This is a genomic window from Ideonella sp. (genome assembly GCF_041287625.1).
Taxonomy (GTDB): domain Bacteria; phylum Pseudomonadota; class Gammaproteobacteria; order Burkholderiales; family Burkholderiaceae_C; genus Ideonella.
On sequence record NZ_JBGGNH010000068.1, the window covers coordinates 118204 to 142182 of the forward strand.

Annotated in this window: 23 protein-coding genes; 13 read left to right on the forward strand and 10 right to left on the reverse strand. The window is 69.4% G+C overall.

Going from position 1 to position 23979, the window contains the following annotated elements:
- Positions 1–33 precede the first annotated feature (33 nt).
- Positions 34–1254 carry an MFS transporter gene (locus tag ACAH41_RS25460; RefSeq protein ID WP_370538591.1) on the reverse strand — a complete coding sequence of 407 codons (1221 nt, stop codon included), beginning with the start codon at positions 1252–1254 and terminating at the stop codon, positions 34–36.
- Positions 1255–1342: 88 nt separating this feature from the next.
- On the opposite strand from ACAH41_RS25460, the gene ACAH41_RS25465 reads away from it, so the two are divergent.
- Positions 1343–2284 (forward strand): LysR family transcriptional regulator, encoded by a 942-nt coding sequence (locus tag ACAH41_RS25465; protein WP_325650823.1) that lies wholly within the window; start codon positions 1343–1345, stop codon positions 2282–2284.
- On the opposite strand, the gene ACAH41_RS25470 is transcribed toward ACAH41_RS25465, so the two are convergent.
- Both ACAH41_RS25470 and ACAH41_RS25475 read right to left on the reverse strand, forming a co-directional pair.
- Positions 2271–3239, reverse strand: a complete 969-nt coding sequence (locus ACAH41_RS25470; RefSeq protein WP_325650822.1) for a tripartite tricarboxylate transporter substrate binding protein — start codon at positions 3237–3239, stop codon at positions 2271–2273. The two genes, ACAH41_RS25465 and ACAH41_RS25470, sit on opposite strands and share 14 nt — an antisense overlap.
- A 43-nt stretch (positions 3240–3282) precedes the next feature.
- The gene (locus ACAH41_RS25475) at positions 3283–4440 is read right to left on the reverse strand and encodes a mandelate racemase/muconate lactonizing enzyme family protein (RefSeq protein ID WP_370538592.1); all 1158 of its coding nucleotides are present in this window, start codon (positions 4438–4440) and stop codon (positions 3283–3285) included.
- Between the two features lie 216 nt (positions 4441–4656).
- Between ACAH41_RS25475 and ACAH41_RS25480 the strand changes: the two genes are divergently transcribed.
- The gene (locus tag ACAH41_RS25480; RefSeq protein ID WP_325650820.1) at positions 4657–5685 is read left to right on the forward strand and encodes a LacI family DNA-binding transcriptional regulator; all 1029 of its coding nucleotides are present in this window, start codon (positions 4657–4659) and stop codon (positions 5683–5685) included.
- Between the two features lie 287 nt (positions 5686–5972).
- On the forward strand, positions 5973–6341 hold the full coding sequence (locus tag ACAH41_RS25485) for a hypothetical protein (RefSeq protein WP_325650818.1): 369 nt from the start codon (positions 5973–5975) through the stop codon (positions 6339–6341).
- On the opposite strand, the gene ACAH41_RS25490 is transcribed toward ACAH41_RS25485, so the two are convergent.
- The 4 genes from ACAH41_RS25490 to ACAH41_RS25505 form a co-directional block, all read right to left on the reverse strand.
- Positions 6338–6619 (reverse strand): hypothetical protein, encoded by a 282-nt coding sequence (locus ACAH41_RS25490; protein ID WP_325650816.1) that lies wholly within the window; start codon positions 6617–6619, stop codon positions 6338–6340. The genes ACAH41_RS25485 and ACAH41_RS25490 overlap by 4 nt on opposite strands.
- A 134-nt stretch (positions 6620–6753) precedes the next feature.
- Positions 6754–7053, reverse strand: a complete 300-nt coding sequence (locus ACAH41_RS25495; RefSeq protein WP_325650814.1) for a hypothetical protein — start codon at positions 7051–7053, stop codon at positions 6754–6756.
- Positions 7054–7076: 23 nt separating this feature from the next.
- Positions 7077–7601 (reverse strand): hemerythrin domain-containing protein, encoded by a 525-nt coding sequence (locus tag ACAH41_RS25500; RefSeq protein ID WP_325650812.1) that lies wholly within the window; start codon positions 7599–7601, stop codon positions 7077–7079.
- Positions 7602–7834: 233 nt separating this feature from the next.
- Positions 7835–8812: a LysR family transcriptional regulator gene (locus ACAH41_RS25505; protein ID WP_325650810.1), complete on the reverse strand. Its 978-nt coding sequence runs from the start codon at positions 8810–8812 to the stop codon at positions 7835–7837.
- Positions 8813–8901: 89 nt separating this feature from the next.
- Here ACAH41_RS25505 and ACAH41_RS25510 point away from each other — a divergent pair, with 89 nt between their 5' ends.
- From ACAH41_RS25510 to ACAH41_RS25540, 7 genes are all read left to right on the forward strand, one after another.
- Positions 8902–9510: a short chain dehydrogenase gene (locus ACAH41_RS25510; RefSeq protein ID WP_325650808.1), complete on the forward strand. Its 609-nt coding sequence runs from the start codon at positions 8902–8904 to the stop codon at positions 9508–9510.
- A gap of 228 nt (positions 9511–9738) precedes the next feature.
- The gene (kdpF, locus tag ACAH41_RS25515) at positions 9739–9831 is read left to right on the forward strand and encodes a K(+)-transporting ATPase subunit F (RefSeq protein ID WP_325650806.1); all 93 of its coding nucleotides are present in this window, start codon (positions 9739–9741) and stop codon (positions 9829–9831) included.
- Between the two features lie 58 nt (positions 9832–9889).
- A complete protein-coding gene (gene kdpA, locus ACAH41_RS25520; protein ID WP_325650804.1) occupies positions 9890–11680 on the forward strand; it encodes a potassium-transporting ATPase subunit KdpA in 1791 nt (596 codons plus the stop codon).
- Between the two features lie 11 nt (positions 11681–11691).
- The gene (gene kdpB / locus ACAH41_RS25525) at positions 11692–13776 is read left to right on the forward strand and encodes a potassium-transporting ATPase subunit KdpB (RefSeq protein ID WP_325650803.1); all 2085 of its coding nucleotides are present in this window, start codon (positions 11692–11694) and stop codon (positions 13774–13776) included.
- 17 nt (positions 13777–13793) lie between these two features.
- Positions 13794–14375 (forward strand): potassium-transporting ATPase subunit KdpC, encoded by a 582-nt coding sequence (gene kdpC, locus ACAH41_RS25530; protein ID WP_325650801.1) that lies wholly within the window; start codon positions 13794–13796, stop codon positions 14373–14375.
- Between the two features lie 49 nt (positions 14376–14424).
- Positions 14425–17151: a DUF4118 domain-containing protein gene (locus ACAH41_RS25535; RefSeq protein ID WP_325650799.1), complete on the forward strand. Its 2727-nt coding sequence runs from the start codon at positions 14425–14427 to the stop codon at positions 17149–17151.
- Positions 17148–17852 carry a response regulator gene (locus tag ACAH41_RS25540; protein WP_325650797.1) on the forward strand — a complete coding sequence of 235 codons (705 nt, stop codon included), beginning with the start codon at positions 17148–17150 and terminating at the stop codon, positions 17850–17852. The genes ACAH41_RS25535 and ACAH41_RS25540 overlap by 4 nt, the downstream gene beginning before the upstream one ends.
- Positions 17853–17871: 19 nt before the next feature.
- Here ACAH41_RS25540 and ACAH41_RS25545 read toward each other — a convergent pair whose 3' ends face one another.
- Entirely contained in the window at positions 17872–18645 is a 774-nt protein-coding gene (locus ACAH41_RS25545; RefSeq protein WP_325650795.1) for a DeoR/GlpR family DNA-binding transcription regulator, read from the reverse strand.
- Between the two features lie 99 nt (positions 18646–18744).
- On the opposite strand from ACAH41_RS25545, the gene ACAH41_RS25550 reads away from it, so the two are divergent.
- The 3 genes from ACAH41_RS25550 (at position 18745) to ACAH41_RS25560 (ending at position 21032) form a co-directional block, all read left to right on the forward strand.
- Positions 18745–19923, forward strand: coding sequence for an MFS transporter (locus ACAH41_RS25550; protein WP_325650793.1), 1179 nt, complete (start codon positions 18745–18747; stop codon positions 19921–19923).
- Between the two features lie 95 nt (positions 19924–20018).
- Positions 20019–20729 (forward strand): YebC/PmpR family DNA-binding transcriptional regulator, encoded by a 711-nt coding sequence (locus tag ACAH41_RS25555; RefSeq protein ID WP_325650791.1) that lies wholly within the window; start codon positions 20019–20021, stop codon positions 20727–20729.
- 27 nt (positions 20730–20756) lie between these two features.
- On the forward strand, positions 20757–21032 hold the full coding sequence (locus ACAH41_RS25560) for a DUF3297 family protein (RefSeq protein WP_325650789.1): 276 nt from the start codon (positions 20757–20759) through the stop codon (positions 21030–21032).
- A gap of 16 nt (positions 21033–21048) precedes the next feature.
- Here the strand turns inward: ACAH41_RS25560 and ACAH41_RS25565 are convergent, their stop codons facing one another.
- Both ACAH41_RS25565 and rtcR read right to left on the reverse strand, forming a co-directional pair.
- Entirely contained in the window at positions 21049–22140 is a 1092-nt protein-coding gene (locus ACAH41_RS25565; protein WP_325650787.1) for a lactonase family protein, read from the reverse strand.
- Positions 22141–22262: 122 nt separating this feature from the next.
- Complete coding sequence (rtcR, locus tag ACAH41_RS25570; RefSeq protein ID WP_325650785.1) at positions 22263–23873, reverse strand: RNA repair transcriptional activator RtcR; 1611 nt, start codon at positions 23871–23873, stop codon at positions 22263–22265.
- Positions 23874–23979: the final 106 nt, after the last annotated feature.

The window sequence follows — 23979 nt, forward strand, 5'->3', positions numbered from 1 at the left end:
TGAGATTCCTGAATGAGAGAGAAAAGATGGGACTCAGGCCGCGCGCGAGAGCCGCGCCGGAACCGGCCGGCCGCGCTGTTCCAGCCGGCGGCTGATGAGCGCCAGACCCAGCCCGGCCAGCGTCAGCAGCGCGGCCACGCCGCCCAGCGAGCGCAGGCCGGGGCCGTGCGTCAGCGCCACGCCGCCCAGCCAGGCGCCCAGCGCGTTGCCGAGGTTGAAGGCGGCGATGTTCAGGCTGGCGGCCAGGTTCTGCCCGGCGCCTGCGGCCTGCTCCAGCACGCGCATTTGCAGCGGCGCCACCGTGGCGAAAGCGGCCACGCCAAACACTGCGATGAAGCCGGTCACCGCGATGGGGTTGTCGATGAACAGCGGCGTGGCGAGCAGCACCACCGCCAGCGCTGCCAAGCTGCCCAGCACCGCAGGCATCAGCGCCCGGTCGGCTAGCTTGCCGCCCAGCAGGTTGCCGGCGGCCAGGCCGCCGCCGAAGACCAGCAGCAGGGCCGAGACGGTGGTGTCCGACACGCCGGTGACCTGCGTCAGCAGCGGCTGGATGTAGGTGAACAGCGCAAACACGCCGGCAAAGCCCAGCACCGTCATCGCCAGGCCCAACAGCACCTGCGGGCGGGCCAGCACAGCGACCTCGTCACGCAGCTTCACCGGCTCGGCATTGGCGTCTTCACCCGCCTTGGCCGGCACGAAGAGCGCGATGACGGCGAAGGCCAGCATGCCGATCACGGTCACGGCCCAGCAGGTGGCGCGCCCGCCGAACTGCAGGCCCAGCCAGGCACCGGCCGGCACGCCCAGCAGCGTGGCGGCGGTGAGGCCGGTGAACATGATGGCGATGGCCGAGGCGCGGCGCTGCGGCGGCACCAGGCCGGTGGCCACCACCGAGCCGACGCCGAAGAAGGTGCCGTGCGCCAGCGCGGTGAGCACCCGCGCGGCCATCAGCCAGCCGTAGCCGGGCGCCAGCGCGCAGGCCAGGTTGCCCAGCGTGAAGATGGCCATCAGCGCCAGCAGCACGGTCTTGCGCGGCAGGCTGCGGGTGGCCAGCGTGAGCAGCGGCGCGCCAACGGCCACGCCCAGCGCATAGCCGGAGATGAGCAGGCCGGCGCCGGCGACGGTGACATGCAGGTCCGCCGAGACCTGCAGCAGCAGGCCCATGATGACGAACTCGGTGGTGCCGATGCCAAAGGCGCCGGCTGTCAATGCCAGCAAGGCAATCGGCAGGCGAGGGGAGGTGGAAGCGGTTTTCATGGTGAGGCAACTTTGCTGCATCGCCGCATCGTTGACTAGAATGCCGCTCGGACAATCACCTGTGATTTGAATTCACATCACTCGCCCGATGCCACGCCTCGATGTCAACCGCTCCGGCGAAATGGAAGCCTTTGTGCAGGTGGTCGAGCGCGGCGGCTTTTCGGCCGCGGCGCGCGTGCTGGGCATGACGCCTTCGGCCATCAGCAAGCTGGTCGGCCGGCTCGAAGCGCGGCTGGGCACGCAGCTGGTGCATCGCTCCACGCGCAAGCTGCAGCTCAGCGCCGAGGGTCAGCAGTTCTACGAGCGCGCGGTGCAGGTGCTGGCCGACCTGGACGAGGCCGAGCGCGCGGCCGGGGCCGACGCCGAGCCGCGTGGCCGCGTCACGCTGAACACCAGCGTGTCCTTCGGCACCCATGTGCTGGTGCCGCTGGTGCCCAGGTTCCTGGCGCAGCATCCGCAGCTCTCGCTGGACGTGGCGTTGACCGACCGCGTGATCGACCTGATGGACGAGCGGGCCGACATCGCGATCCGCTGGGGCCCGCTGCCGGCGTCCGACCTGGTGGCGCGCCGCCTGGGCGAAACCGGCCAGGTCATCGTCGGCTCGCCGGCCTACCTGGCCGAGCGCGGCACGCCGCAACAACCCGCCGATCTGGCCGCGCACCACTTGCTGGACTTCAGCTACCGCCGCCGCATGCCGGACTGGCCGCTGCTGCTGGGCAGCAAGCCGCTGGATGTGCCGGTGCGCGGCCGCATCCGCGCCAGCGACGGTGAAACCCTGCGCAACCTGGCGCTGGCCGGTGCCGGCCTGGCGCGGCTGTCCCGGTACCACATCCAGCACGACCTGGATGCCGGCCGCCTCATCCCCGTGCTGGAGCGCTTCAACCCCGACGAGCGTGCGCCCATCCACGCCGTCTACCTGGGCCGCAGCGAGCGCCTGCCTGCGCGGGTGCGCGCGGTGCTGGCCTTCCTGGTCGAGCACGTCGGCTGCGACCCTCGCTTCACGACCAAGCCGCCGCTCAATCCGCGGTGATGTGCCCGGTGTCGATGACCTTCTTCCAGCGCGCGAACTCGGTCGCCTGGAAGGCGGTGAACTGCTCGGGCGTGTTGGCGACGATCTCGAAGCCCAGGTCCAGCAGGCCGGCCTTGACCTGCGGATCGTTCAGCGCCTTGACGATGCCGTCGCGCAGCCTGGCCTTGATGTCTGCCGGCAGGCCTTTGGGCGCGGCCACGGCCTGCCAGGAATAGACGGTGACGCCGGGCAGGCCCAGCTCGGTCATCGTCGGCACCTGGGGCAGCACCGGCGAGCGCTGGTTGCTGGTGATGGCCAGGGCGCGCAGCTTGCCGGCCTTGATGTGCGGCACGGCGGTGTTGACGTTCATGAAGGTTGCGTCCACCTGGCCGCCGATCAGGTCAGACATGGCCGGCGCGCCGCCCTTGTAGGGCACGTGCACCGCTTCGGTGGCCGTCTGCTGCCAGAACAGCTCGGCGGTGAGGTGGTCGCTGGTGCCGTTGCCGGCCGAGGCGAAGCTCATCTTGCCGGGGTGGGCCTTCTCGTAGGCGATGACTTCGGCCACGCTCTTGAACGGCGAGTTCGCCGGCACGGCCAGCACGTTGGGCGACTGCACGGCAACGGTGACGTAGTCGAAGTCCTTCAGCGCGTCGTAGCTCACGCCTTTCTGCAGGTGCGGCGCGATCACGAACGGCCCCAGCGACGCGACCAGCAGCGTGTAGCCGTCCGGCGCCGCGCGCTTGGCCTGGCCGGCACCGATGGTGCCGGCGGCACCGGCCTTGTTGTCGACCACGAAGGTCGCGCCCAGGCTTTGCTGCAGCTGGGCGCCGAGCAGGCGCGCGATGTTGTCGGTCGAGCCGCCGGGCGGGAAGGGCACCAGCAGCGTGACGGGCTTGTCCGGCCAGGCGGCCGAGGCGGGAGCGATGCCGGCGGCCAGGCCGAGCAGCAAGCCGGCGAAGGTGTGCTTGAGGTTCATGAGGCTTGTCTCCGTTGATGTGTTTTGTGAAGGAAGAGCTCGCTCAATGGCGCTGGCCGAGCTCGACCCTCTCCCGCGTCCAGGCCCGTGCCTGCTCGCTCAGGCTGATGCCCAGGCCGGGCCGCTTGGGCACCCGCATGCGGCCGCGCGCTATCTCCAGCCGTTCGTTGAACAGCGGCTCCAGCCAGTCGAAGTGCTCGACCCAGGGCTCGCGCGGGTAGGCCGCGGCCAGGTGCACGTGCAGCTCCATCGCGAAGTGCGGCGCCAGCATCAGGCCTGCGTGTTCGGCTTGCGCCGCCACCTTCAGGAAGGGCGTGATGCCGCCCACGCGCGGCGCGTCCGGCATCAGGTAGTCGGCCGCGCGGTGGCGGATCAGGTCGCCGTGCTCGGCGGCGCTGGTCAGCATCTCGCCGGGTGCAATCGGCGTGTCGAACGCGGCGGCCAGCGCGGTGTGGCCTTCGTGGTCGTAGGCATCATGAGGCTCCTCAATCCACACCAGGTCGAAGGACTCGAAGATGCGGCACATGCGCTGCGCGGTCGGCCGGTCCCATTGCTGGTTGGCGTCCACCATGATGGGCACGCCGTCGCCCAGGTGCTTGCGCACGGCTTCCACGCGGCGGATGTCCAGCGCACGGTCCGGCTGGCCGACCTTCAGCTTGATGCCGCCGATGCCGCGTTCCACCGAGGCCGCGGCGTTCACCAGCAGCTGTTCCAGGGGGGTGTGCAGGAAGCCGCCCGAGGTGTTGTAGCAGCGCACCGAGTCGCGGTGCGCGCCCAGCAGCTTGGCCAGCGGCAGGCCGGCACGGCGGGCCTTCAGGTCCCACAGCGCCACGTCGAACGCGCCGATGGCTTGCGTGGACAGGCCGCTGCGGCCGACCGACGCGCCGGCCCAGCAAAGCTTGTCCCACAGCTTGCCGATGTCGCTCGGGTCTTCGCCGAGCAGCGCCGGGGCGATCTCGCAGGCATGGGCGAACTGGCCCGGCCCGCCAGCCCGCTTCGAGTAGCTGAAGCCCAGGCCTTCGGCGCCCTGTTCGGTCTGCAGCTCGACGAACAGCATCGCCACCTCGGTCATCGGTTTTTGCCGGCCGGTCAGCACCTTGGCGTCGCTGATGGGCGTGGCCAGCGGCAGGTAGCAGGAGGAGATGCGCAGCCAGGCGATGCGGTCGTCGGCGGCCAGGACGGGGAGTGCAGAAGCGTTCATGGGCGGGAAGTGAATCAAATTGGTAACGTTGTCATTTCGAGCGGTAAGATTTCGACATTCCGGTCGCTGCCATCGCCATCTGGTCAACAGTCATGGCAAGGTCGGGCCAAGACCGAAGATTGAAGCGCTCGCTTGGCAAAATGGTAACGTTGTCATTTAGGCGAGTCAAGCGACCCATCGGAGGTGTCGGACAATGCGCAGGCTCACGCCGCCGCCATGCCCAACGCCTTTTCCGCTTCCGACACCACGCCCGCCTCGCCACGTGCCGCCACGCTGCACGACGTGGCGCGCTCGGCAGGTGTGTCGCTGATCACCGCGTCCCGCGCGCTGGGCAACCCGGACCTGGTCTCCGAGAAGACCATCGCGAAGGTGCGCCAGGCCGTCGAGGCGACCGGCTACATCCCCAACTTGCTGGCCGGCGGCCTGAAGTCGCGCCGCAGCATGACGGTCGCGGCACTGGTGCCGGCGATCTCGGTCGCGCAGTTCCTGCCCACGGTGCAGACGCTCACCGAAACCCTGGCCGCCGCGGGCTACCAGCTGATCCTCGGCCAGAGCGGCTACGACCATGCGCGCGAAGAAGCGCTGGTGAACACGCTGGCCAGCCGCCGGCCGGACGGCATCGTCTTCGCCGGCCTGGTGCATTCGCCCAAGGCGCGCGAGCAACTGCGCCGGCTGGGCACGCCGGTGGTCGAGATCTGGGACCTGAGCGAGCGGCCGGTCGACATGATGGTCGGCTTCTCGCACCTCAAGGTGGGGGCCGCGGTCGCCGGCTATTTCCTCGCCAGGGGCTGGCAGCAGGTCGGCATCGCGACCGGGGACGACCAGCGCGCTTCGGTGCGGCGCGAAGGTTTTCTCTCCGTCATCGGGCGCGAGGTGCCCACGGTGGTGGTGCCGGCGCCCAGCAGCCTGGCGCTGGGGCGGCGCGCGCTGGGCGAGCTGTTGCAGCAGTCGCCCGGCGTGCGCGCCATCTACTGCAGTTCGGACCAGCTCGCGCAAGGCGTGTTGACCGAAGCCGCCGTGCGCGGCCTGCGCGTGCCGCGGGACCTGGCCGTCTGCGGCTTTGGCGACGCTGACTTCGCCGCCCACATGGCGCCTTCGTTGACCACCGTGCAGGTCGACGGCCCGGCCATCGGCCGCCAGGCCGCCGAGCTGCTGCTGGCCCGTTGCCGCGGCGAAACCCCGGCCCGGCCGGTGGTGGACGTGGGCTTCCGCATCGTCGAGCGCGAGTCCACCGGCGGCGCTTGAAAGCAAGGCTGCGGGAGCGGGCCGGTGGCAGCTGACGGCCGCAGCTAAATAAATTGGGGCTGGCAGCGCCTGGGCTTTGGCGTGATGGAAGCCGCCGTAGGACCAGAGCCGGTGAAGCCGATGCGCGCCGGGTCCTGCGCGGGCACGCCACCTGCCCGGCTGAAACAAGCCCACTGTTGACGGAGACTCCCATGAGGATGCCTGGCCGGAAGATCCGCACCCATTCGCCCCTGCCGCCCCATCTGCAGGCTCCTCTCCACGCGCACTTGCCGCCAACCGAGCCGACGATGCCCCCGCCGCCCGAAATCCCGCCCGCGCCGCCACCCATCGGCGACCCGCCACCTTACGGTGTGCCACCCATTGCGCCGCCGCCGCCCATGCCGAGTCCGCCGGCCCAGCCGCCGATGCTGGTGCTGGACGGGGACGCGGGCGTGCGCGGCTGCGACGGCACAAGCTGCGGCACGAATTGCCGCGCCGGCCAGCCGGTGCAAGCGCCCGGATCGGCCGCGCCCAAGGGCTTGCCGCGGCGCATGGCGCTGATGGCGATTGCGCTGGCCGGCTGCGATCCGAAGCAGCCGAAGACCGACCCTCGCGGCACCGCGGGTCAAAGCCGGGAAGGCCTTGCCACCGGCAAGGCGCATGCCTGGAGGTCCTAGACCAGGCCTTGCGCGCTGCCTTCGTGGCGCGTGTCGTGGCCTGCCGCGTCGTCCACGCGGCGCAGGCCGTAGGCGTTGGCGTCGTCAGGCACCACGTGGCGGCTGTCCCAGGGCTCGGTGTCGCGCGACATGCACAGCCGGCCCTCCGTCTGGACCTGTTCGTTGCAGGTCATGCAGGGCGCCTGCCGGGCCTGCGTGGCCTGCGCCGCGTCCGGTACAGCGACTGGCGCGGCAAATGGCGTCGGCGCGATGGGCGCGGACGGGGGGCGCTGCATCATGGGACGGTCTCCTGTCTGATGACCAAAGAGATAGCCGAAGATGGCCGGACACGGGCCGGACGGCCTTGACTCTACGCCGCCCGGCACCGCTTGGGCAGCGTTGGCCCGTCCGGCGACGGGTCTTGTGCGGCCCTTCAGTAGGCGCCGCGCTTGGACTCCACCGCCTCGCCCTTTTCGGCCTGGCGGCGCCCGGTCTGGCCCAGCGGGGGCGTGAACCGGTCCGGATCCTGGCTGGCCAGCGGCACGCCTTGCGGCTGGCCTTTGTCGCCGGCTGGCTTCTGAGTGCGTTCGTCCAGCCATTCGCGCGGGCTTTCGCTGTCGGGCAGCGTGGTGGTCGCCGGGTCCGGGCCGACCGAGGTGCTGGTGCCGGGGCCGCCAGCGCCTGCGTGGTCCGAGCCGCCGGGGGCGTGGCAGCGGGGAGGCAATCGGTTCATGGGCAACTCCTTCGGTGCCGGCGTCAGTGCGAAGCCATCAGCTCGGCCTTGCGGGCAGCCAGCTGGGCGCCCACGGCCTTGGTGTCCATGCCGGCCTTCTTGACCTTGGGGAACATCTCGTCCTGCTCTTCCTTGACATGGTGGTCGATCAGCTCGCCCAGCACCTTGACCTTGGCGTCGTACAGCGCGTCGTCCGGCTTGCCGGCCTCGATCTGCGCGATCAGGTCCTTGGCGCTGGCATGTTCCACGGTGGCTTCGTCCACCAGATCGCCTTCGGGCAGCACTTCGCGGGCGGCGGGATAAAAGATCTCTTCTTCGATCTGGGCGTGCACCGTCAGCATCTCGCAGATGCTCAGCGCCATGCTGCTGCGATCCTCGGCCGGGGCTTCGGCCTTGGCCAGCTTCTCGTATTCCTTGAACAGCTTCTTGACCTCGGCGTGGTCAGCACGCAGCAGCGTGATCGCGTCAGGCGCGCGGCCAGTGGTCTTGCCGGCAGCGGGTGAGCGCGACTTGGCGGGGCTGGCAGTGTGGCTGGCGGTGGTGCGCATGGGAAGAACTCCAGTTGGCGGAACTTGCATCGCGGTTCCTGGGTTGATGAGAGTGCCCCCAGACCTGCCGCTGAGCGTCAGGCCCCCCGAGGGGTGAGGAAACTCGGGACGGCCCGGCGTTTCCTCATGAGGCAGTGGGGCCACTCTAGGGCGCATTGGCAGGCCATGGCGCGATTGGGGCCACGGTTGCGACACCGGCTGACGCGGGCGCTTCGCCTGGGCCTACAGGAGGCTCAGGCGCGAGCTCGCCGCCTCGGGGCAGCGGATGCGGCCGCCGCATCCAGCAGGGCAGCGGCACTGCGCTGCAGCAGCTCGCGCAGCCAGCGCAGCGCAGGGTCGCCATCGTGGCGGGCGTGCCAGACGCAGGACAGCGTGTAGTCAGGCAGCTTCAGCGGCGGCGCTGCCGCCTGCAGCCCGAAGCGCTGGCGCCAGCCCGGCACCAGCAGCTCCGGCACCGTGGCCACCACCGGCAGGCGGGCCAGCAGCCCCGGCAGCGAGCCGAAGTGCGGGGTGGAATACAGCACCCTGCGTTGCGCGCCGAGGGCCGCCAGCGCGGTGTCGACCTGGCCTTCGAAGTCCCCCTGGTAGGAGATGAACAGGTGCGGCAGCCGCAGGAAGTGCGCCAGCGTCAGCCGGCCCGAGAGCGGCAACTTCACCTGATCGGGGTGGTAGACGCAGCGGTAGTTGCGCGTGGCCAGTGCGGCCATGCGTTGCCAGGCCGGGCCGGGGTCGAACACCGACAGGCCCAGGTCCATCTCGCCGGCTTCCAGCATGCGGCTGGCGCGGGAGCGGTCCGACGCGCGCACCGCCAGCCGCACGCCCGGGGCCTGCTGCGCCACCTCGGCCAGCACGCCGGGCATCAGCCAGGCCTCCATCCAGTCGGGCATGCCCAGGCGGAAGCTGCGCTCGCCGCGGGAAGGGTCAAAGCCGCCAGATTCGGTCAAGGCGCCGCGCACGCTTTCCAGCGCCGGCGCCAGTTGGTCCGCCAGCGCCAGCGCGCGGGGTGTGGGCACCATGCCTCGCGCGGTGCGCACCAGCAGCTCGTCACCGGTCAGCTCGCGCAGCCTGGCCAGCGCGCCGCTGACGGCCGGCTGGCCGAGGAACAGCTTGGCCGCCGCGCGCGAGACGCTGCGCTCGCGCACCAGCACCAGGAAGCTGACCAGCAGGTTCAGGTCCACGCCCCTGAAATCGCGTTCGATGATGTGGCTCATGAATCCAATCGATTTGCCTGATGCGGTATTGGCGGGAATTATGACGACCCATGCCAGCAGCTTTGCGGGCACTTCAGGAGAGAAACATCATGGGCAAGAAAAAAGTGTTGATCGTCGGGGCCAACGGCACCGTGGGACAGGCCGTGGCGCAGGCCGGCGATGGCCTCTGGCAGCTGGTCACGGCCGGCCGCAGCAGCGGCGAGCATCGCGTGGACCTGACCCAGGGCCGCAGCATCCATGCGCTGTTCGAGGCCGTCGGCCGGGTCGACGCGATCATCGCGACCGCGGGCAAGGTGCACTTCGGCCCGCTGGCCGAAATGAGCGCCGAGCAGTTCAACGTCGGCCTGCAGGACAAGCTGCTGGGCCAGGTCAACCTGGCGCTGATCGGCCAGCACCAGCTGAACGACGGCGGCTCCATCACGCTGACCAGCGGCATCCTGTCGGAAGCGCCGATCCGCCTGGGCGCGAATGCCACTGCGGTGAACGCCGCGGTCGAAGGTTTCGTGCGCGCGGCGGCCTGCGAGCTGCAGCGCGGCCTGCGCATCAACGTGGTCAGCCCGACGGTGCTGACCGAATCGCTGGGCGCCTATGGGGCGTTTTTCCAGGGCTTCGAGCCGGTGTCCGCTGCGCGTGCTGCCCAGGCCTACCTGCGCAGTGTCGAAGGCGTGCAGACCGGGCAGGTGTTCAAGGTCTGGTGATCTCTGCCGGGCGTGAGACGGGGCGACCGGGAGGCCCCCCGTCTTGATGTCTTCTTGATGCCCACCGGCGCAGTCTTGGCACCGTCTTGAGGCGGCGATTCCTAGGATGACCTCCATGTTTGAAGGAGGGCGTCCCATGGATGTCGTTTACATCGCCTTGAGCCTCGCTTGCTGGCTGTTGCTGGTCGGCATGGCGCGCGGCTGCGCGAAGCTGGAAGGGGCCAAGTCATGACTGGCCTCGTCATCCTGAGTGGCCTGGTTGCCGCCGGCCTGCTGGTCTACCTGGTGGCAGTGCTGCTGCAACCGGAGAAGTTTTCATGAGCGCGCCGGGCCGTTCCCAAGCGCTCATGCCGGAGCGCGCAGCGCGGAGGGTCGTCCAATGACCGCGCATGGCTGGACTTTGCTGGCGGTCTACAGCGCCGTGCTGTGGCTGCTGGCCATGCCGATGGGGCGCTACATCGCCGCGGTGATGGAGGGGCGGCTGCGCTGGGCCGGCCGCATCGAGGCCGGGCTGTACCGGCTGTGCGGCGTGAAGCCCGAGGCCGAGATGGGCTGGCTGCAATACGCGCTTGCGCTGCTGCTGTTCAACGGCCTGGGCGTGCTGGCGGTGTATGTGCTGCAGCGGCTGCAACTGTGGCTGCCGCTGAACCCGCAGGGCATGGCCAACGTGTCGCCCGACTCGTCTTTCAACACCGCGATCAGCTTCGCCACCAACACCAACTGGCAGGGCTACGCGGGCGAGACCACGATGAGCGACCTGACCCAGATGCTGGGCCTGGCGGTGCAGAACTTCTTCTCTGCCGCGACCGGCATCGTGGTGGTGATTGCCTTGATCCGCGGCTTTGCACGGCACTCGGCCAAGGCCATCGGCAACCTGTGGGTGGACCTGACGCGGGCCACGCTGTGGCTGCTGCTGCCGCTGTGCATCGTCTACGCGGTGTTCCTGGCGCAACAAGGCGTGGTGCAGAACTTCGACGCGTATCCGGTGGTGCAGACCGTCGAGACGCAGCACTACGAAACGCCGAAGCTGGACGCCGATGGCCAGCCCATCAAGGGCGCTGATGGCCAGCCGGTGACGGAGCCGCAGCAGACCCGCGAGCAGACGCTGGCGATGGGCCCGATTGCCTCGCAGGAGGCGATCAAGATGCTGGGCACCAATGGCGGCGGCTTCCTGAATGCCAACTCGGCGCATCCGTTCGAGAACCCGACGCCGCTGACCAACTTCGTTCAGATGCTGTCGATTTTCCTGATCCCGGCCGGGCTGTGCTTTGCGTTCGGTCGCATGGTGCAGGACAGGCGCCAGGGCTGGACGGTGGCCGCGGCAATGGGCGTGCTGTTCCTGATCGGCGCTGTGGCCGCGATGAGCTTCGAGCAGCAGGGCAACCCGTTGCTGGTACCGCTGGGTGTGGACCAGGGCACGAGCCTGGCCCAGGCCGGCGGGAACATGGAAGGCAAGGAGGCGCGCTTCGGCATTGCCGACACCGCCTTGTTCGCCACCATCACGACCGACGCCTCCTGCGGCGCGGTCAACGGCTGGCACGACTCGTTCACGCCGCTGGGCGGGCTGGTGCCGCTGGTCAACATGCAGCTGGGCGAGGTGGTGTTCGGCGGCGTGGGCACGGGGCTGTACGGCATGCTGGTCTTCGCGATCCTGGCGGTCTTCATCGCCGGGCTGATGATCGGCCGCACGCCGGAATACCTGGGCAAGAAGATCGAGGCGCACGAGATGAAGATGAGCTCGATTGCCATCCTCGTCACGCCGCTGCTGGTGCTGCTGGGCACCGCCATCGCGGTGCTGAGCCCTGCCGGGCAGGCGGGCGTGGCCAACCCTGGCGCGCACGGCTTCTCCGAGATCCTCTACGCCTTCACCTCGGCGGCCAACAACAACGGCAGCGCGTTCGGCGGTCTGTCGGCCAACACGCCGTTCTACAACGTGCTGCTGGGCATTGCGATGTGGTTCGGCCGCTTCGGCGTGATCGTGCCGGTGCTGGCAATCGCCGGCTCGCTGGCAGCGAAAAAGCGCATCGCCACGACATCCGGCACCTTGCCCACGCATGGCCTGCTGTTCGGCGGGCTGCTGATCGGCATCGTGCTGCTGGTGGGCTTGCTGAACTACGTGCCGGCGCTGGCACTCGGCCCGGTCGTCGAGCACCTGGTGCTCTGGAAGTGAGTGAGTTCCCCATGACACGCAAGAGCTTTTCATTGTTCGACCCTGCGCTGGCCAGGCCGGCCGTGGTCGACGCCTTTCGCAAGCTGAGCCCGCGGGTGCAGTGGCGCAACCCGGTGATGTTCGTGGTCTACGTCGGCAGCATCCTGACCACCGGCCTGTGGCTGCAAGCCGCGTTTGGTGGCGGCGCAGCCCAAGGATCGCCGGGCTTCACGCTGGCTGTCGCCCTGTGGCTCTGGTTCACGGTGCTGTTCGCCAACTTCGCCGAGGCCTTGGCCGAAGGCCGCAGCAAGGCCCAGGCGGCTTCGCTGCGCGGGCTGAAGAAGCAGACCTGGGCGAAGAAGTTGGAGGAACCGCGCCATGGGTCGTCGTGGCACCCGTTGGAGTCGACCGAGCTGCGCAAGGGCGCGGTGGTGCTGGTCGAGGCGGGTGACGTGGTCCCGGCAGATGGCGAGGTCATCGAAGGCGTGGCCTCGGTGGACGAGAGCGCCATCACCGGCGAATCGGCCCCGGTGATCCGCGAGTCTGGCGGGGACTTCAGCGCGGTGACCGGCGGCACCCGCGTGCTGTCGGACTGGATCGTGGTGCGCGTGAGCGCCAACCCCGGCGAAACCTTCATCGACCGCATGATCGCGATGGTCGAAGGCGCCAAGCGCCAGAAGACGCCCAACGAGATCGCGCTGACGATTCTGCTGGTCGCGCTGACCATCGTCTTCCTGGCGGTCACCGTCACGCTGCTGCCTTTTTCGGTGTTCAGCGTGCAGGTGGCCGGCGCCGGCACGCCCATCAGCGTGACCGTGCTGATCGCGCTGCTGGTCTGCCTGATCCCGACGACCATCGCCGGCCTGCTCTCGGCCATCGGCGTGGCCGGCATGAGCCGCATGATGCAGGCCAACGTGATCGCCACCTCCGGCCGCGCGGTCGAAGCCGCGGGCGACGTGGACGTGCTGCTGCTGGACAAGACCGGCACCATCACGCTGGGCAACCGCCAGGCCTCGGCCTTCATCCCGGCGCCTGGCGTGAGCGACGTGGAGCTGGCCGATGCGGCCCAGCTCGCGTCGCTGGCCGACGAGACGCCCGAGGGCCGCAGCATCGTGGTGCTGGCGAAGCAACTGCACCCGATGCGCGATCCCGGCGCCCAGGCCGAAGGCGCGAGCTTTGTGCAGTTCAGCGCGCAGACCCGCATGAGCGGCGTGGACCTCCCGGGCGTTGGAAGCACACGCCAGATCCGCAAGGGCGCGGCCGATGCGCTGCGCCGCCACGTCGAGGCGCTCGGCGGCAGCTTCCCGCCCAACCTGGCGGCCACGGTGGAAGACGTGGCGCGCCGCGGCAGCACGCCCTTGGCTGTTTCAGACGGCGCCCGCGTGCTCGGCATCATCGAGCTGAAGGACGTGGTCAAGAGCGGCATCAAGGAGCGTTTTGCCGAGCTGCGCCGCATGGGCATCAAGACCATCATGGTGACCGGCGACAACCGGCTCACTGCCGCGGCGATTGCCGCCGAAGCCGGCGTGGACGACTTCCTCTCCGAGGCCACGCCGGAGCAGAAGCTGGCGCTGATCCGCCAGCACCAGGCCGAGGGCCGGCTGGTGGCGATGACCGGAGACGGCACCAACGACGCGCCCGCGCTGGCCCAGGCCGACGTGGCGGTGGCGATGAATTCCGGCACCCAGGCGGCCAAGGAGGCCGGCAACATGGTGGACCTGGACAGCAACCCGACCAAGCTGATCGAGGTGGTGGAAACCGGCAAGCAGATGCTGATGACCCGCGGCTCGCTGACCACCTTCAGCATTGCCAACGACCTGGCCAAGTACTTCGCCATCATCCCGGCGGCTTTCGTCAGCACCTACCCGCAGCTGGGCGCGCTGAACGTGATGCAGCTGGCCAGCCCGAACTCTGCCGTGATGTCGGCCGTGATCTTCAACGCGCTGATCATCGTCTTCCTGATCCCGCTGGCGCTCAAGGGCGTGCGCTACCGGCCGCTCGGTGCCGCGGTGCTGCTGCGCCGCAACCTCGCGGTCTACGGCCTGGGCGGCGTCATCGTGCCCTTCATCGGCATCAAGGCCATTGACCTGCTGCTCAGTGCCGCCGGTTGGGTCTGAACTCGAAAGCGAACATCATGAAGAACCTCCTCCGCCCCGCCGTCAGCCTGTTCGTGGTGCTCACCGCGATCACCGGCCTGGCCTATCCGCTGGTCGTCACCGCCGTCGCGCAGACGGCCTTTCCCGAACAGTCCCACGGCAGCCTGCTGCGCAATGCTGCCGGCCAGACTGTGGGCTCCAAGCTGATCGGCCAGGCCTTCAGCGAGCCGAAATACTTCTGGGGCAGGCCCTCTGCCACCAGCCCGATGGCCAACAACGCCGCCAACTCCGGCGGCAGCAACGTCGGCCCGCTGAACCCGGCGCTGGTGGACGCGGTGAAGGCCCGCGTGGCCGCGCTGCAGGCCGCCGACCCGGGCAACACGCAGCCCGTGCCGGTGGACCTGGTGACCACCTCGGCCAGCGGCGTGGACCCGCACATCAGCCCGGCCGCGGCCGAGTACCAGTCGGCCCGCGTGGCGCGAGAACGCAAGCTGCCGCTGGCGGCTGTGCAGGCCCTGATCGCCGCGCACACCGAAGGCCGCACGCTGGGCCTGCTCGGTGAGCCGCGGGTCAATGTGCTGCTGCTGAACCTGGCACTGGACCAGCAGGCTGCGTCCTGACGCAGGCCCCCTGATGCGATCCTGATGCGTGGTCTCCTATGCTCTTGCTGTGACTGACACCCGGCCCGACCCTGACCAGCTGCTGGCCCGCCTGCAGGCCGACGAGGCACAAGCCGCGCGCGGCAAGCTGAAGATCTTCTTCGGCGCCAGCGCCGGCGTGGGCAAGACCTTCGCGATGCTGCAGCGTGCGCAGGACCTGCGCCGCCAGGGCGTGGCGGTGCTGCTGGGCCTGGTCGAAACCCACGGCCGGGCCGACACCGAAGCGCTGGTGCAGGGGCTGGACCGGCTGCCGTTGCGCAGCGTCGAGCACAAGGGCCGCAGCCTGCAGGAGTTCGACCTGGACGGCGCGCTGAAACGCCGGCCGGCCCTGCTGCTGCTGGACGAGCTGGCGCATTCCAACGTGCCCGGCTCGCGCCACCCCAAGCGCTGGCACGACGTGGAGGAACTGCTGGACGCCGGCATCGACGTCTGGACGACGATGAACGTCCAGCACCTCGAAAGCCTCAACGACGTGGTCACCGGCATCACCGGCATCCGCGTCTGGGAGACGGTGCCGGACCGCATCTTCGACGAGGCCGACGAGGTCGTCATCGTCGACCTGCCGCCGGACGAATTGCTGCTGCGCCTGAAGCAGGGCAAGGTCTACCTGCCGCAGCAGGCCGCCACGGCGGTGCGCAACTTCTTTCGCAAGGGCAACCTGATCGCGCTGCGCGAACTGGCGCTGCGCCGCACGGCGGACCGGGTCGACGACGAGATGCTGCAGTACCGCCGCACCCGTTCGGTCGCGCCGGTCTGGCAGACCCGCGAGGCGCTGCTGCTGTGCATCGGCCCCGGCGACGGGGCCGACAAGCTGGTGCGCGCCGCTTCGCGCATGGCCGCGCAGCTGGGCGTGCCCTGGCACTGCCTGTACGTGGAGACGCCGCGCCTGCAGCGCCTGCCGGACGCCGTGCGCCAGCGCACGCTGCGCCTGCTGACGCTGGCCGAAGAAGCCGGCGCGACGACCGCCACGCTGTCCGGCCGCTCTTTGCCGGAAGAGGTCGTGCGCTATGCCCAGGCGCACAACCTTTCGCGTGTGCTGCTGGGCCGCGACACGCGGCATTGGCCGCGGCCGTGGCGGCTGACGCTGGCCGAGGCCGTGGGCGCAATGGGGCCGGACCTGGATGTCATCCAGATCGCCTTGCCCGCGCGCCAGGACGAGCGCGCGGCGCGTCCCTGGTGGGCCTGGGGGGCGCCTGCGCCCGAGATGCAGGGCTGGCGGCCGTATGCGATGGCGGCGCTGTGCTGCGCGGCCGCTGCGGCCCTGGCCGCGCCACTGCACTCGGTCTTCGAACTGACCAACATCGTGATGCTGTTCCTGCTGGCCGTGGTGGTGGCGGCCGTGCGCTACGGGCGTGGCCCGGCCGTGATGGCGGCCTTCCTCAGCGTGGCGGCGTTCGACTTCCTGTACGTGGAGCCCCGCTATTCGTTCAGCGTGAGCGACGCGCAGTACCTGCTGACCTTTTCCGTGATGCTGGTGGTGGCCTTGGTCATCGGGCAGATGACGGCCGGCCTGAAGTTCCAGGCCCTGGTGGCCACGCGGCGCGAGGCGCGGGTGGGTGCGCTGTACGCGATGTCGCGGGACCTCTCGGGCGCCTTGATGGCCGAGCAGGTGGCCGAGATCGCCGCGAATTTCCTGGCCTCGCAGTTCGACGCGCGCAGCACGCTGCTGGTGGCGGACGCGAATGACCGGCTGGTCGCCTCGCATGGGGCGGAGGCCGAAAAGGCGGTCGACCTTGGTGTCGCCCAGTGGGCCTACGACCATGCCGAAGCGGCCGGGCAGGGCACCAATACCTTGCCCGCAGCGGCCATGCTGTACCTGCCGCTGAAGGCGCCAATGCGCATGCGCGGCGTGCTGGCGGTCGCGCCGCAGCAGCCGGCGCGGCTGGTCGGCCCGGAGCAGCAGCGGCTGCTGGCGACCTGCGCTTCGCTGCTGGCGCTGTCGCTGGAGCGCATCCATTACGTGGAAGTGGCGCAGCAGACGACGGTGCAGGTCGAGTCCGAGCGCCTGCGCAATTCGCTGCTGGCGGCCATCTCGCATGACCTGCGCACGCCGCTGGCAGCCATGGTCGGCATGGCCGAGTCGCTGACCATGCAACCTCTCGCTGAGCCCGCGCGGCAGGCCGAGTTGGCGCATGCAATGCGCGAGTCCGCGCTGCGCATGCGCTCGCAGGTGCACAACCTGCTGGACATGGCGCGGCTGCAGTCCGGCCAAGTGCATTTGCACCGCCAGTGGCTGCCGCTGGAAGAAGCGCTGGGCAGCGCCTTGCGGGCGATGGATGGCACGCTGGAAGCCGGCCGCGTGAAGACCCGGCTGCCGGCCGACCTGCCACTGCTGCAGGTGGACCCGGCGCTGTTCGAGCGCGTGTTGTGCAACTTGCTGGAAAACGCCGCCAAGTACACGCCGCCAGGCAGCCCGCTGAGCTTTGGCGCCGAGGTGGCGGGGGAGTGGGTGCGCATCACGCTGGACGATGAAGGCCCCGGCTTGCCGCTTGGCCGCGAGCAGGCCATCTTCGAGATGTTCGAGCGTGGCCGGCGCGAGAGCGCCACGCCGGGCGTGGGCCTGGGGCTGGCGATCTGCCGTGCCATCGTCGAGGCGCATGGCGGCCGCATCCGCGCCGAGAATCGGCCCGCGGGCGGTGCGCGCTTCATCATCGAGCTGCCGCGCGGCGAGCCACCGGCGATGGTGGCCGACGAGGCCTGGCCCGCTGAAGACATTACAGAAGGACCCAGCGCATGAGTGAACCGGTGCCCCGCGTGCTGATCGTCGAAGACGAGGCCGAGATCCGCCGCTTTGTCAGCCAGTCGCTGGCGCGCGAAGGCTTCGAGGTGCACCAGGCCGAGACGCTGGAACGCGGCCTGATCGAGGCCGGCACGCGCCGGCCCGACATGGTGGTGCTGGACCTGGGCCTGCCGGACGGCGACGGCGTGGCCCTGATCCGCGAACTGCGCGGCTGGTCCGACGTGCCGGTGCTGGTGCTCTCGGCCCGCACCGGCGAGACCGACAAGATCGAGGCGCTGGACGCCGGTGCCGACGACTACCTCGTCAAGCCCTTCAGCACCGGCGAGCTGCTGGCGCGGGTGCGCGCCCACCTGCGCCGCCGCGCCACGCCGGCTGCGGCAGGCGCGAACGCGGTCGGCAGCGCGATCGAGTTCGGCGAGGTGCGCATCGACCTGGGCCGCCGCACGGTGGAGCGAAGCGGCGAGGCCTTGCACATCACGCCCATCGAGTACCGGCTGCTGACGCACCTGGCCGCGCACCCGCACTGCGTGCTGACGCACCGCCAGCTGCTGCGCTCGGTCTGGGGCCCCAGCCATGCGGACGACACGCACTACCTGCGCGTCTACATGGCGCAGCTGCGCAAGAAGCTGGAAGCCGACCCGGCGCAGCCGCGGCATTTGCTGACCGAAACAGGCATTGGCTACCGCTTCGTGCCTTGAAGCGGAGCGAGCGGGTTGATCAGTCCGCTGGCGTGACCAGCACCTGCACGCCCAGCGCGGCCAGCTCGGGCCATGGGCGGTCGCTCACCAGCGTGTGCACCTGGTGCCACTGCGCCACGCCAAAGGGCGAGACCTTGTCCAGCTTGGTGTGGTCGGCCAGGATCAGCGTGCGGGTGGCTGCGGCGATCATCGCCTGCTTGGTGGCAGCATCCGCCTCGTCGGTCACGGTGGTGCCCATGCGCAGGTCCACCGCGCAGGCGCCGGGCACGGCCCAGTCGGCCCGGCAGCGGGCCAGCATCTCGCAGGCGGCCGGGCCCCACAGCGCGCGCGACTGCGGCTGCCAGCTGCCGCCGGTCAGCACCAGCTGTACCTGTGGGTCGCGGTCGAACAGCGCGGCCACGTCCAGCGCGTTGGTGATGATGGTCAGCGGGCGGGCGACGAGGGCGCGGGCCAGGCTGAGCGAGGTGGAGCCGGCGTCGATGATGACGGTCTGGCCCGGCTCGATCAGCGTGGCGGCCAGTTGGCCGATGGCCAGCTTGGCACTGACCTGCACGCTGCTGCGCGCGGCGAAGTCCAGCCGGGCGGTGTCCAGCGTCACGGCGCCGCCGTGGGTCTTGTGCAGCTTGCCCTGGGCCTGCAGGTCCAGCAGGTCGCGGCGGATGGTGTGCTCGGACACTTCCAGCAGGCGCGCCAGCCCCGGCACTTCGACGCGGCCTTTGGCCTGCAACTCTTCCAGGATGCGGGCGCGGCGTTCTTCGCTGAACTGAGGCGAGGCGGAAGTCTTGCGGTCCATGGGGCGATTCTAGGCAGCTTGCGGTGGCTTGCTTGCTCAAGTATGCTCGTTTAATTGTGAATTTGCTCGATTGAGCGCAGATCTGGAGCTTCTGACCGAATGGCCGCTACCCTTGAAGCTGGCGCTGCGGCGCCCCGTACCGAACACCTGGCGATGGCCGCGGTCTTCTTCGCCAACGGCGCGGCTTTTGCCAGCTGGGTCTCGCGCATTCCTGCCGTGCGGGACAGCTTGCACCTGAACGAAGGGCAGCTGGGCTTGGCACTGCTGGCCATGGGTGCGGGTGCGCTGGTGGCCTTCCAGCTGGCCGGCCGCGGCATTGCCCACCTGGGCGCGCGGGCGCTGACGCTGGCCACCGGCCTGATGTGCTTTTACGTGCTGCCGCACCCGGTCATCGTCGGTTCACTGCTGGCACTGGCGTTTTCGCTGTTCATGCTGGGCGCGGCCAACGGGGCGATGGACGTGGCGATGAACGCGCTGGCGGTGGAGGTCGAGACGCGCCAGCGCAAGCCCATCATGTCCGGCCTGCACGGGCTGTGGAGCGCGGGTGGCCTGTGCGGCGCGGCGTTGGGCGGCGCGATGGCGCATGCAGACGTCTCGCCGTTCTGGCACCTGACCGGCGTGGCGGTGGTGCTGGCGCTGGTCACCTTGCTGGCGCGCCGCTGGCTGCCGGCCACGCCGCCTGCGCCGATGCCCGAAGGCCCGCGTTTCGCGCGCCCGGAGCCCGGCATGCTGGGCCTGGGCGCCATCGTCTTCTGCGCTTTCCTGGTCGAAGGCGCCATGGCCGACTGGAGCGCCGTCTACCTGACCGGCACGCTGGGCACCACGGCGGCCGTGGGCGCGTTCGGCTACGCGGCGTTTGCGTTCGCAATGATGGCCATGCGCCTGGCGGGCGACAAGCTGCTGCTGCGCTGGCAGGCGACCAGCTTGCTGCGCTTGGCCAATGCGCTGGGCGCGGCGGTGCTGACCATGGCGCTGGCGGCCCAGCAGCTGGGGCTGACGATGGTGGCTTTTGTCGCGGTGGCGCTGGGCGTGGCCACGGTGGCGCCGCTGGCCTTCGGCGCCGCGGCCCGGCGCTCGCGCCGCGGCCCTGGCCACGGCATTGCCGCGATGGCCACCATGGGCTACGGTGGCTTCCTGCTCGGCCCGCCGCTGATCGGCTGGCTGGCGCACGCCACCAGCCTGCGCTTCGGGCTGCTGGTGCTCGCGGTGTTGGCGGCCGTCATCTCGGTGCTGGCGCCGCAGTTGGCGGAGCCCGCGCCAGAGGTGCAAGCCGCCTGAAGTGGGGTGAAGCACCGGCGCCCTGGGCTGCGCCTAAAATCCGCCCCCTTCGCGTGCGCCGCTGGCCTGCGCGGCAACTCAATGAAAGAGCAGCGATGGGCGCGCAGTGGAAAGCAAAGCACAAGGACCTGGCGTCCAACGCCAAGGGGCGCTTGTTCGGCAAGTTGGCCAAGGACATCATGATTGCCGCCCGCCACGGCGCCGACCCTGCCGCCAATTCGCGGCTGCGCCTGGTGGTGGAGCAGGCCCGCAAGGTTTCGATGCCCAAGGACACGCTGGAGCGCGCGATCAAGAAGGGCGCCGGCCTGACCGGTGAAACCGTGCACTTCGACTACGCGCTCTACGAGGGTTTCGCGCCGCACCGCGTGCCGGTGATGGTCGAGTGCCTGACCGACAACGTGAACCGCGCCGCTTCCGACATGCGGGTGCTGTTCCGCAAGGGCCAGCTCGGCACCTCCGGCTCGGTCGCCTGGGACTTCGACCATGTCGGCATGATCGAGGCCGAACCGGTGGCCCCGGGCGCCGACCCCGAGATGGCCGCCATCGAAGCCGGCGCACAGGACCTGGAGCCCGGCGAAGACGGCACCACCGTGTTCCTCACCGACCCGACCGACCTGGACCTGGTCAGCCGCGCGCTGCAGGGCCAGGGCTTCAATGTGCTGTCGGCCAAGCTGGGTTACAAGCCCAAGAACCCGGTCGACCCGGCGACGCTGAATGCCGAGCAGCTCGAAGAAGTCGAAACCTTCCTCGCCGCGCTGGACGCCAACGAAGACGTGCAGAACGTCTTCGCCGGCCTGGCCGGCTGAACTTCACCACTGAATCAACAAGCGCCCATGACCGACGACACCACGACCGCTGCCACCCCGACGCCCGCCGAGCGTCCCGCGCTGCCCGATCACCTCTCCACCGACCCGCGCAGCCCGCACCACAACGCCAAGGTCTTCGAGCACGACATCGGCATCCGCTTCAACGACAAGGAGCGTTTCGACGTCGAGGAATACTGCATCAGCGAAGGCTGGATCGCGGTGGCCGCCGGCAAGGCCAAGGACCGCAAGGGCCAGCCGCTGAAGATCAAGCTGAAGGGCAGGGTCGAGGCGTTCTACCGCTGAGCCGGCCCCGGGGCTGTCAAGGCAGCTCGACGATCTCCACCCAGTTCGGGTTCTTGCCCAGCGCGTAGCGCTGGACCTGGCTCAGCGTGCCGTTGGCCGGGTCGATGGCATGCACCGCCACGCCGTGTGACTCCTGTCCGGTGGACAGCAGCCAGCGGCCCGAAGGGTCGATCGCGAAACCACGCGGGGTCTTTTCGGTCGGCACGTGGTTGACCAGTTGCACCAGGCCGGTGGCCGGGTTGACCTGGAAGGTGGCCAGCGTGCTGGTGGTGCGCTCCGAGGCGTAGAGGAAACGGCCGTCGTTGCCGAGGTGCAGGTCCGCTGCCCAGGGCTTGCCGCTGAAACCGGGCGGCAGCACCGTGCTGCGCTGCAGCTGGCGCAGCGTGCCGGCCGCGGCGTCATAGGCATAGACGTAGAGCGAAGCGTCCAGCTCGCAGAGCACGTACATGAACTTCTGCGCCTTGTCCCAGACGAAGTGGCGCGGGCCGGTCTTGGGGTCAGTGAGCGTCAGCGGCTGGCTGTTGGCGCTGAGCTGGCCGGTGGCTTCGTCGAAGCGCCAGGCCGAGAGTTGGTCGCCGCCCAGGCTGGTGGCGAAGACGCTGCGGTTGGTGGCGTCCGCATGGATTGCATGCGCGTTCGGCGCGGTCGGAATCAGCTGCTGGATCGCGCCGACGGCGCCGTCCTTGCCGATGCTGTTGACGGTGATCTTGTGGCCCGGGTACGAGGCCGCGAACAGCCACTTGCCGCTGCGGTCGGTGTCGATGTTGGCCATGCTGTCGGCCAGCGGCGCTTCGCCCAGCTTGCGCAGCTTGCCGCTGGTCGGGTCGATGGCAAAGCTCAGCACCCGGAACGGCTGCGAACGCAGCGCCGCGTAAAGCACCTTCTTGTCCGGACTGACGGCCAGCGGCATCACGGTGCCGCCCACCGGCACGGTTTCGATGGTGCTCAGCGTGCCCTTGGCCGGGTCCAGCGCCAGCACGGAAATCTCCTGGCTGTCTGCGTTGGCGATGTAGGCGTATTCGGCTGCGTGCGCCGCAGAGAGCGACAGGAGTGCCAAAGCGGCGACACCGGCCACTTTGCGGGAACGAACGGGGTGGGCAGGCATCATGGCGGTGTTGGGTTGTATGTTGTCTGTTGTCGTACAACAAAGCACCGAATGTCCGACAGATGGCCAGTGTGTGGCCTTGGTGCTTTCCCGCAAAGGGCGGCTGCGACAGCTTCCCGATGGCTTCAGCGGACCTGATCCCAGCCCAGCCCGAACTTCTGCAGGTACTTGCGCAGCCGGTCTGCGTCGTTGACCACGCTGCGCTGCGTGCGGCTGACGTGGAACAGCTGCCGGCCGGCGTCTGACAGGGTCTTGGCGCTGCGGCACACGCGCAGCACGGCCTGCAACTGCAGCCGGTCGAACAGGTCCAGCGCCTCAGCCGCTTCGTCGCCCAGCAGGGCGTGCAGGTCGACCTCGGTTTCCGTGCCTTGGCTGGGCGCATCCTGCCGCTTCCACAGCCAGCGCAGCCGCGCGATCTCTGCGTCCACCAGGTCCACGCCAATGCGCCCGCCTTCGGCCAGCGTCGCCAGCCGGGTGACCGAGGCGCTGAGGTCGCGGAAGTTGCCGTTCCAGGTGGCTTCGGGCGACTGGGCAAAGCGCAGGTAGCGGGCCTTGGCTTCGGCGTTGAAGCGCACCGCGCGGCCGGTGTCCTGCGCGCTCAAGGCCAGCAGGTGTTCGGTGTTGGGCTCGATGTCCTCGGTGCGCTGCGCCAGGCCGGGCAGGTCGTAGGTCCAGAGGTTGATGCGGGCGAACAGGTCGTCGCGGAAGCGGCCGGCGGCCACTTCGGCGCGCAGGTCGCGGTTGGTGCCGGCCAGCAGCTGGAAGTCGCTCGCCACCTCGCGGTCGCTGCCCATCGGGAAAAAGCGCTTCTCTTCGATGGCCTTCAGCAGCATGGCCTGCTCGTCCAGGCCGAGTTCACCAATCTCGTCGAGGAACAGCAGCCCGCCGTCTGCCGTGCGCAGCAGGCCCGCGCGCTCGGCCGCGGCGCCGGTGAAGGCGCCTTTCTTGTGGCCGAACAGTGCCGAGGCCGCCCCGTCGCCGCGCAGCGTGGCGCAGTTCACTTCGACGAAGCTGCCTTCGAGCTGGTGCCGCGCCTTCTTCAGCTCGTACATGCGCCGCGCCAGGAAGGACTTGCCGGCGCCCGTGGGGCCGACCAGCAGGATGGGCGCCTTCGAGCGCACCGCCACCCGCTCGATCTCGGCGATCAGCGTGTTGAAGCGTGGGTTGCGCGTGGCAATGCCGCTCTTCAGGAACGCCACCGCATCGCTCTGCTCCTGGTGGAAGCGCTTGGCAATGCCGTCGTAGCGGGACAGGTCCAGGTCGATCAGCGCGATGTTGCCGGGCTCACCCGCGCGCTGCTTGCGCGGCGGCGAGCTTTGCAACAACACGCCCGGCAACTGGCGCGACTCGACCAGCAGGAACATGCAGATCTGCGCGACGTGCGTGCCGGTGGTGATGTGCGCCCAGTAGCGCTCGCGCTCGGCATCGAAGCGGTAGCCCTTGGCCCAGTCGTACAGCGCGGTGTAGACCTCGCCGAAGTCCCAGGGGTCGGCCAGGTCCAGCGCCACCAGGTTGACCGTGGTTTCGGGCGAGACATTGGCAATGTCTGCCTTCATCAGCTGCGCCAGCGCCAGGTGCTGCTTCGTGTAGAGCAGCTCCAGCCGGTGGACCACCGTGTCCTCGCGCTGCACCAGCGAAATCGTCGGCCGCCATTTTTCCCAGCGGCCGGCGCCCTGGCCCGAGTCCAGCTGCGTGCCGAGGAATCCGATGACGACAGTTTTCTGGCTGGTTTTCATTTTTGCTAGATGGCTAGCTTATATTCTAGCAATCCATAAATCGATGATCGGATCTGATTGCCGATCGGTAGTCCGTATCGAGAATATTTCCTTTCATATCAATCAC

What these genes read in the sequence shown, in the direction of transcription:
- ACAH41_RS25460 (WP_370538591.1), bottom strand. Translation starts at nt 1,254, where the DNA reads ATGAAAACCGCTTCCACCTCCCCTCGCCTGCCGATTGCCTTGCTGGCA.
- ACAH41_RS25465 (WP_325650823.1), top strand. Translation starts at nt 1,343, where the DNA reads ATGCCACGCCTCGATGTCAACCGCTCCGGCGAAATGGAAGCCTTTGTG.
- ACAH41_RS25470 (WP_325650822.1), bottom strand. Translation starts at nt 3,239, where the DNA reads ATGAACCTCAAGCACACCTTCGCCGGCTTGCTGCTCGGCCTGGCCGCC.
- ACAH41_RS25475 (WP_370538592.1), bottom strand. Translation starts at nt 4,440, where the DNA reads ATGAACGCTTCTGCACTCCCCGTCCTGGCCGCCGACGACCGCATCGCC.
- ACAH41_RS25480 (WP_325650820.1), top strand. Translation starts at nt 4,657, where the DNA reads ATGCCCAACGCCTTTTCCGCTTCCGACACCACGCCCGCCTCGCCACGT.
- ACAH41_RS25485 (WP_325650818.1), top strand. Translation starts at nt 5,973, where the DNA reads ATGCCCCCGCCGCCCGAAATCCCGCCCGCGCCGCCACCCATCGGCGAC.
- ACAH41_RS25490 (WP_325650816.1), bottom strand. Translation starts at nt 6,619, where the DNA reads ATGATGCAGCGCCCCCCGTCCGCGCCCATCGCGCCGACGCCATTTGCC.
- ACAH41_RS25495 (WP_325650814.1), bottom strand. Translation starts at nt 7,053, where the DNA reads ATGAACCGATTGCCTCCCCGCTGCCACGCCCCCGGCGGCTCGGACCAC.
- ACAH41_RS25500 (WP_325650812.1), bottom strand. Translation starts at nt 7,601, where the DNA reads ATGCGCACCACCGCCAGCCACACTGCCAGCCCCGCCAAGTCGCGCTCA.
- ACAH41_RS25505 (WP_325650810.1), bottom strand. Translation starts at nt 8,812, where the DNA reads ATGAGCCACATCATCGAACGCGATTTCAGGGGCGTGGACCTGAACCTG.
- ACAH41_RS25510 (WP_325650808.1), top strand. Translation starts at nt 8,902, where the DNA reads ATGGGCAAGAAAAAAGTGTTGATCGTCGGGGCCAACGGCACCGTGGGA.
- kdpF (WP_325650806.1), top strand. Translation starts at nt 9,739, where the DNA reads ATGACTGGCCTCGTCATCCTGAGTGGCCTGGTTGCCGCCGGCCTGCTG.
- kdpA (WP_325650804.1), top strand. Translation starts at nt 9,890, where the DNA reads ATGACCGCGCATGGCTGGACTTTGCTGGCGGTCTACAGCGCCGTGCTG.
- kdpB (WP_325650803.1), top strand. Translation starts at nt 11,692, where the DNA reads ATGACACGCAAGAGCTTTTCATTGTTCGACCCTGCGCTGGCCAGGCCG.
- kdpC (WP_325650801.1), top strand. Translation starts at nt 13,794, where the DNA reads ATGAAGAACCTCCTCCGCCCCGCCGTCAGCCTGTTCGTGGTGCTCACC.
- ACAH41_RS25540 (WP_325650797.1), top strand. Translation starts at nt 17,148, where the DNA reads ATGAGTGAACCGGTGCCCCGCGTGCTGATCGTCGAAGACGAGGCCGAG.
- ACAH41_RS25545 (WP_325650795.1), bottom strand. Translation starts at nt 18,645, where the DNA reads ATGGACCGCAAGACTTCCGCCTCGCCTCAGTTCAGCGAAGAACGCCGC.
- ACAH41_RS25550 (WP_325650793.1), top strand. Translation starts at nt 18,745, where the DNA reads ATGGCCGCTACCCTTGAAGCTGGCGCTGCGGCGCCCCGTACCGAACAC.
- ACAH41_RS25555 (WP_325650791.1), top strand. Translation starts at nt 20,019, where the DNA reads ATGGGCGCGCAGTGGAAAGCAAAGCACAAGGACCTGGCGTCCAACGCC.
- ACAH41_RS25560 (WP_325650789.1), top strand. Translation starts at nt 20,757, where the DNA reads ATGACCGACGACACCACGACCGCTGCCACCCCGACGCCCGCCGAGCGT.
- ACAH41_RS25565 (WP_325650787.1), bottom strand. Translation starts at nt 22,140, where the DNA reads ATGATGCCTGCCCACCCCGTTCGTTCCCGCAAAGTGGCCGGTGTCGCC.
- rtcR (WP_325650785.1), bottom strand. Translation starts at nt 23,873, where the DNA reads ATGAAAACCAGCCAGAAAACTGTCGTCATCGGATTCCTCGGCACGCAG.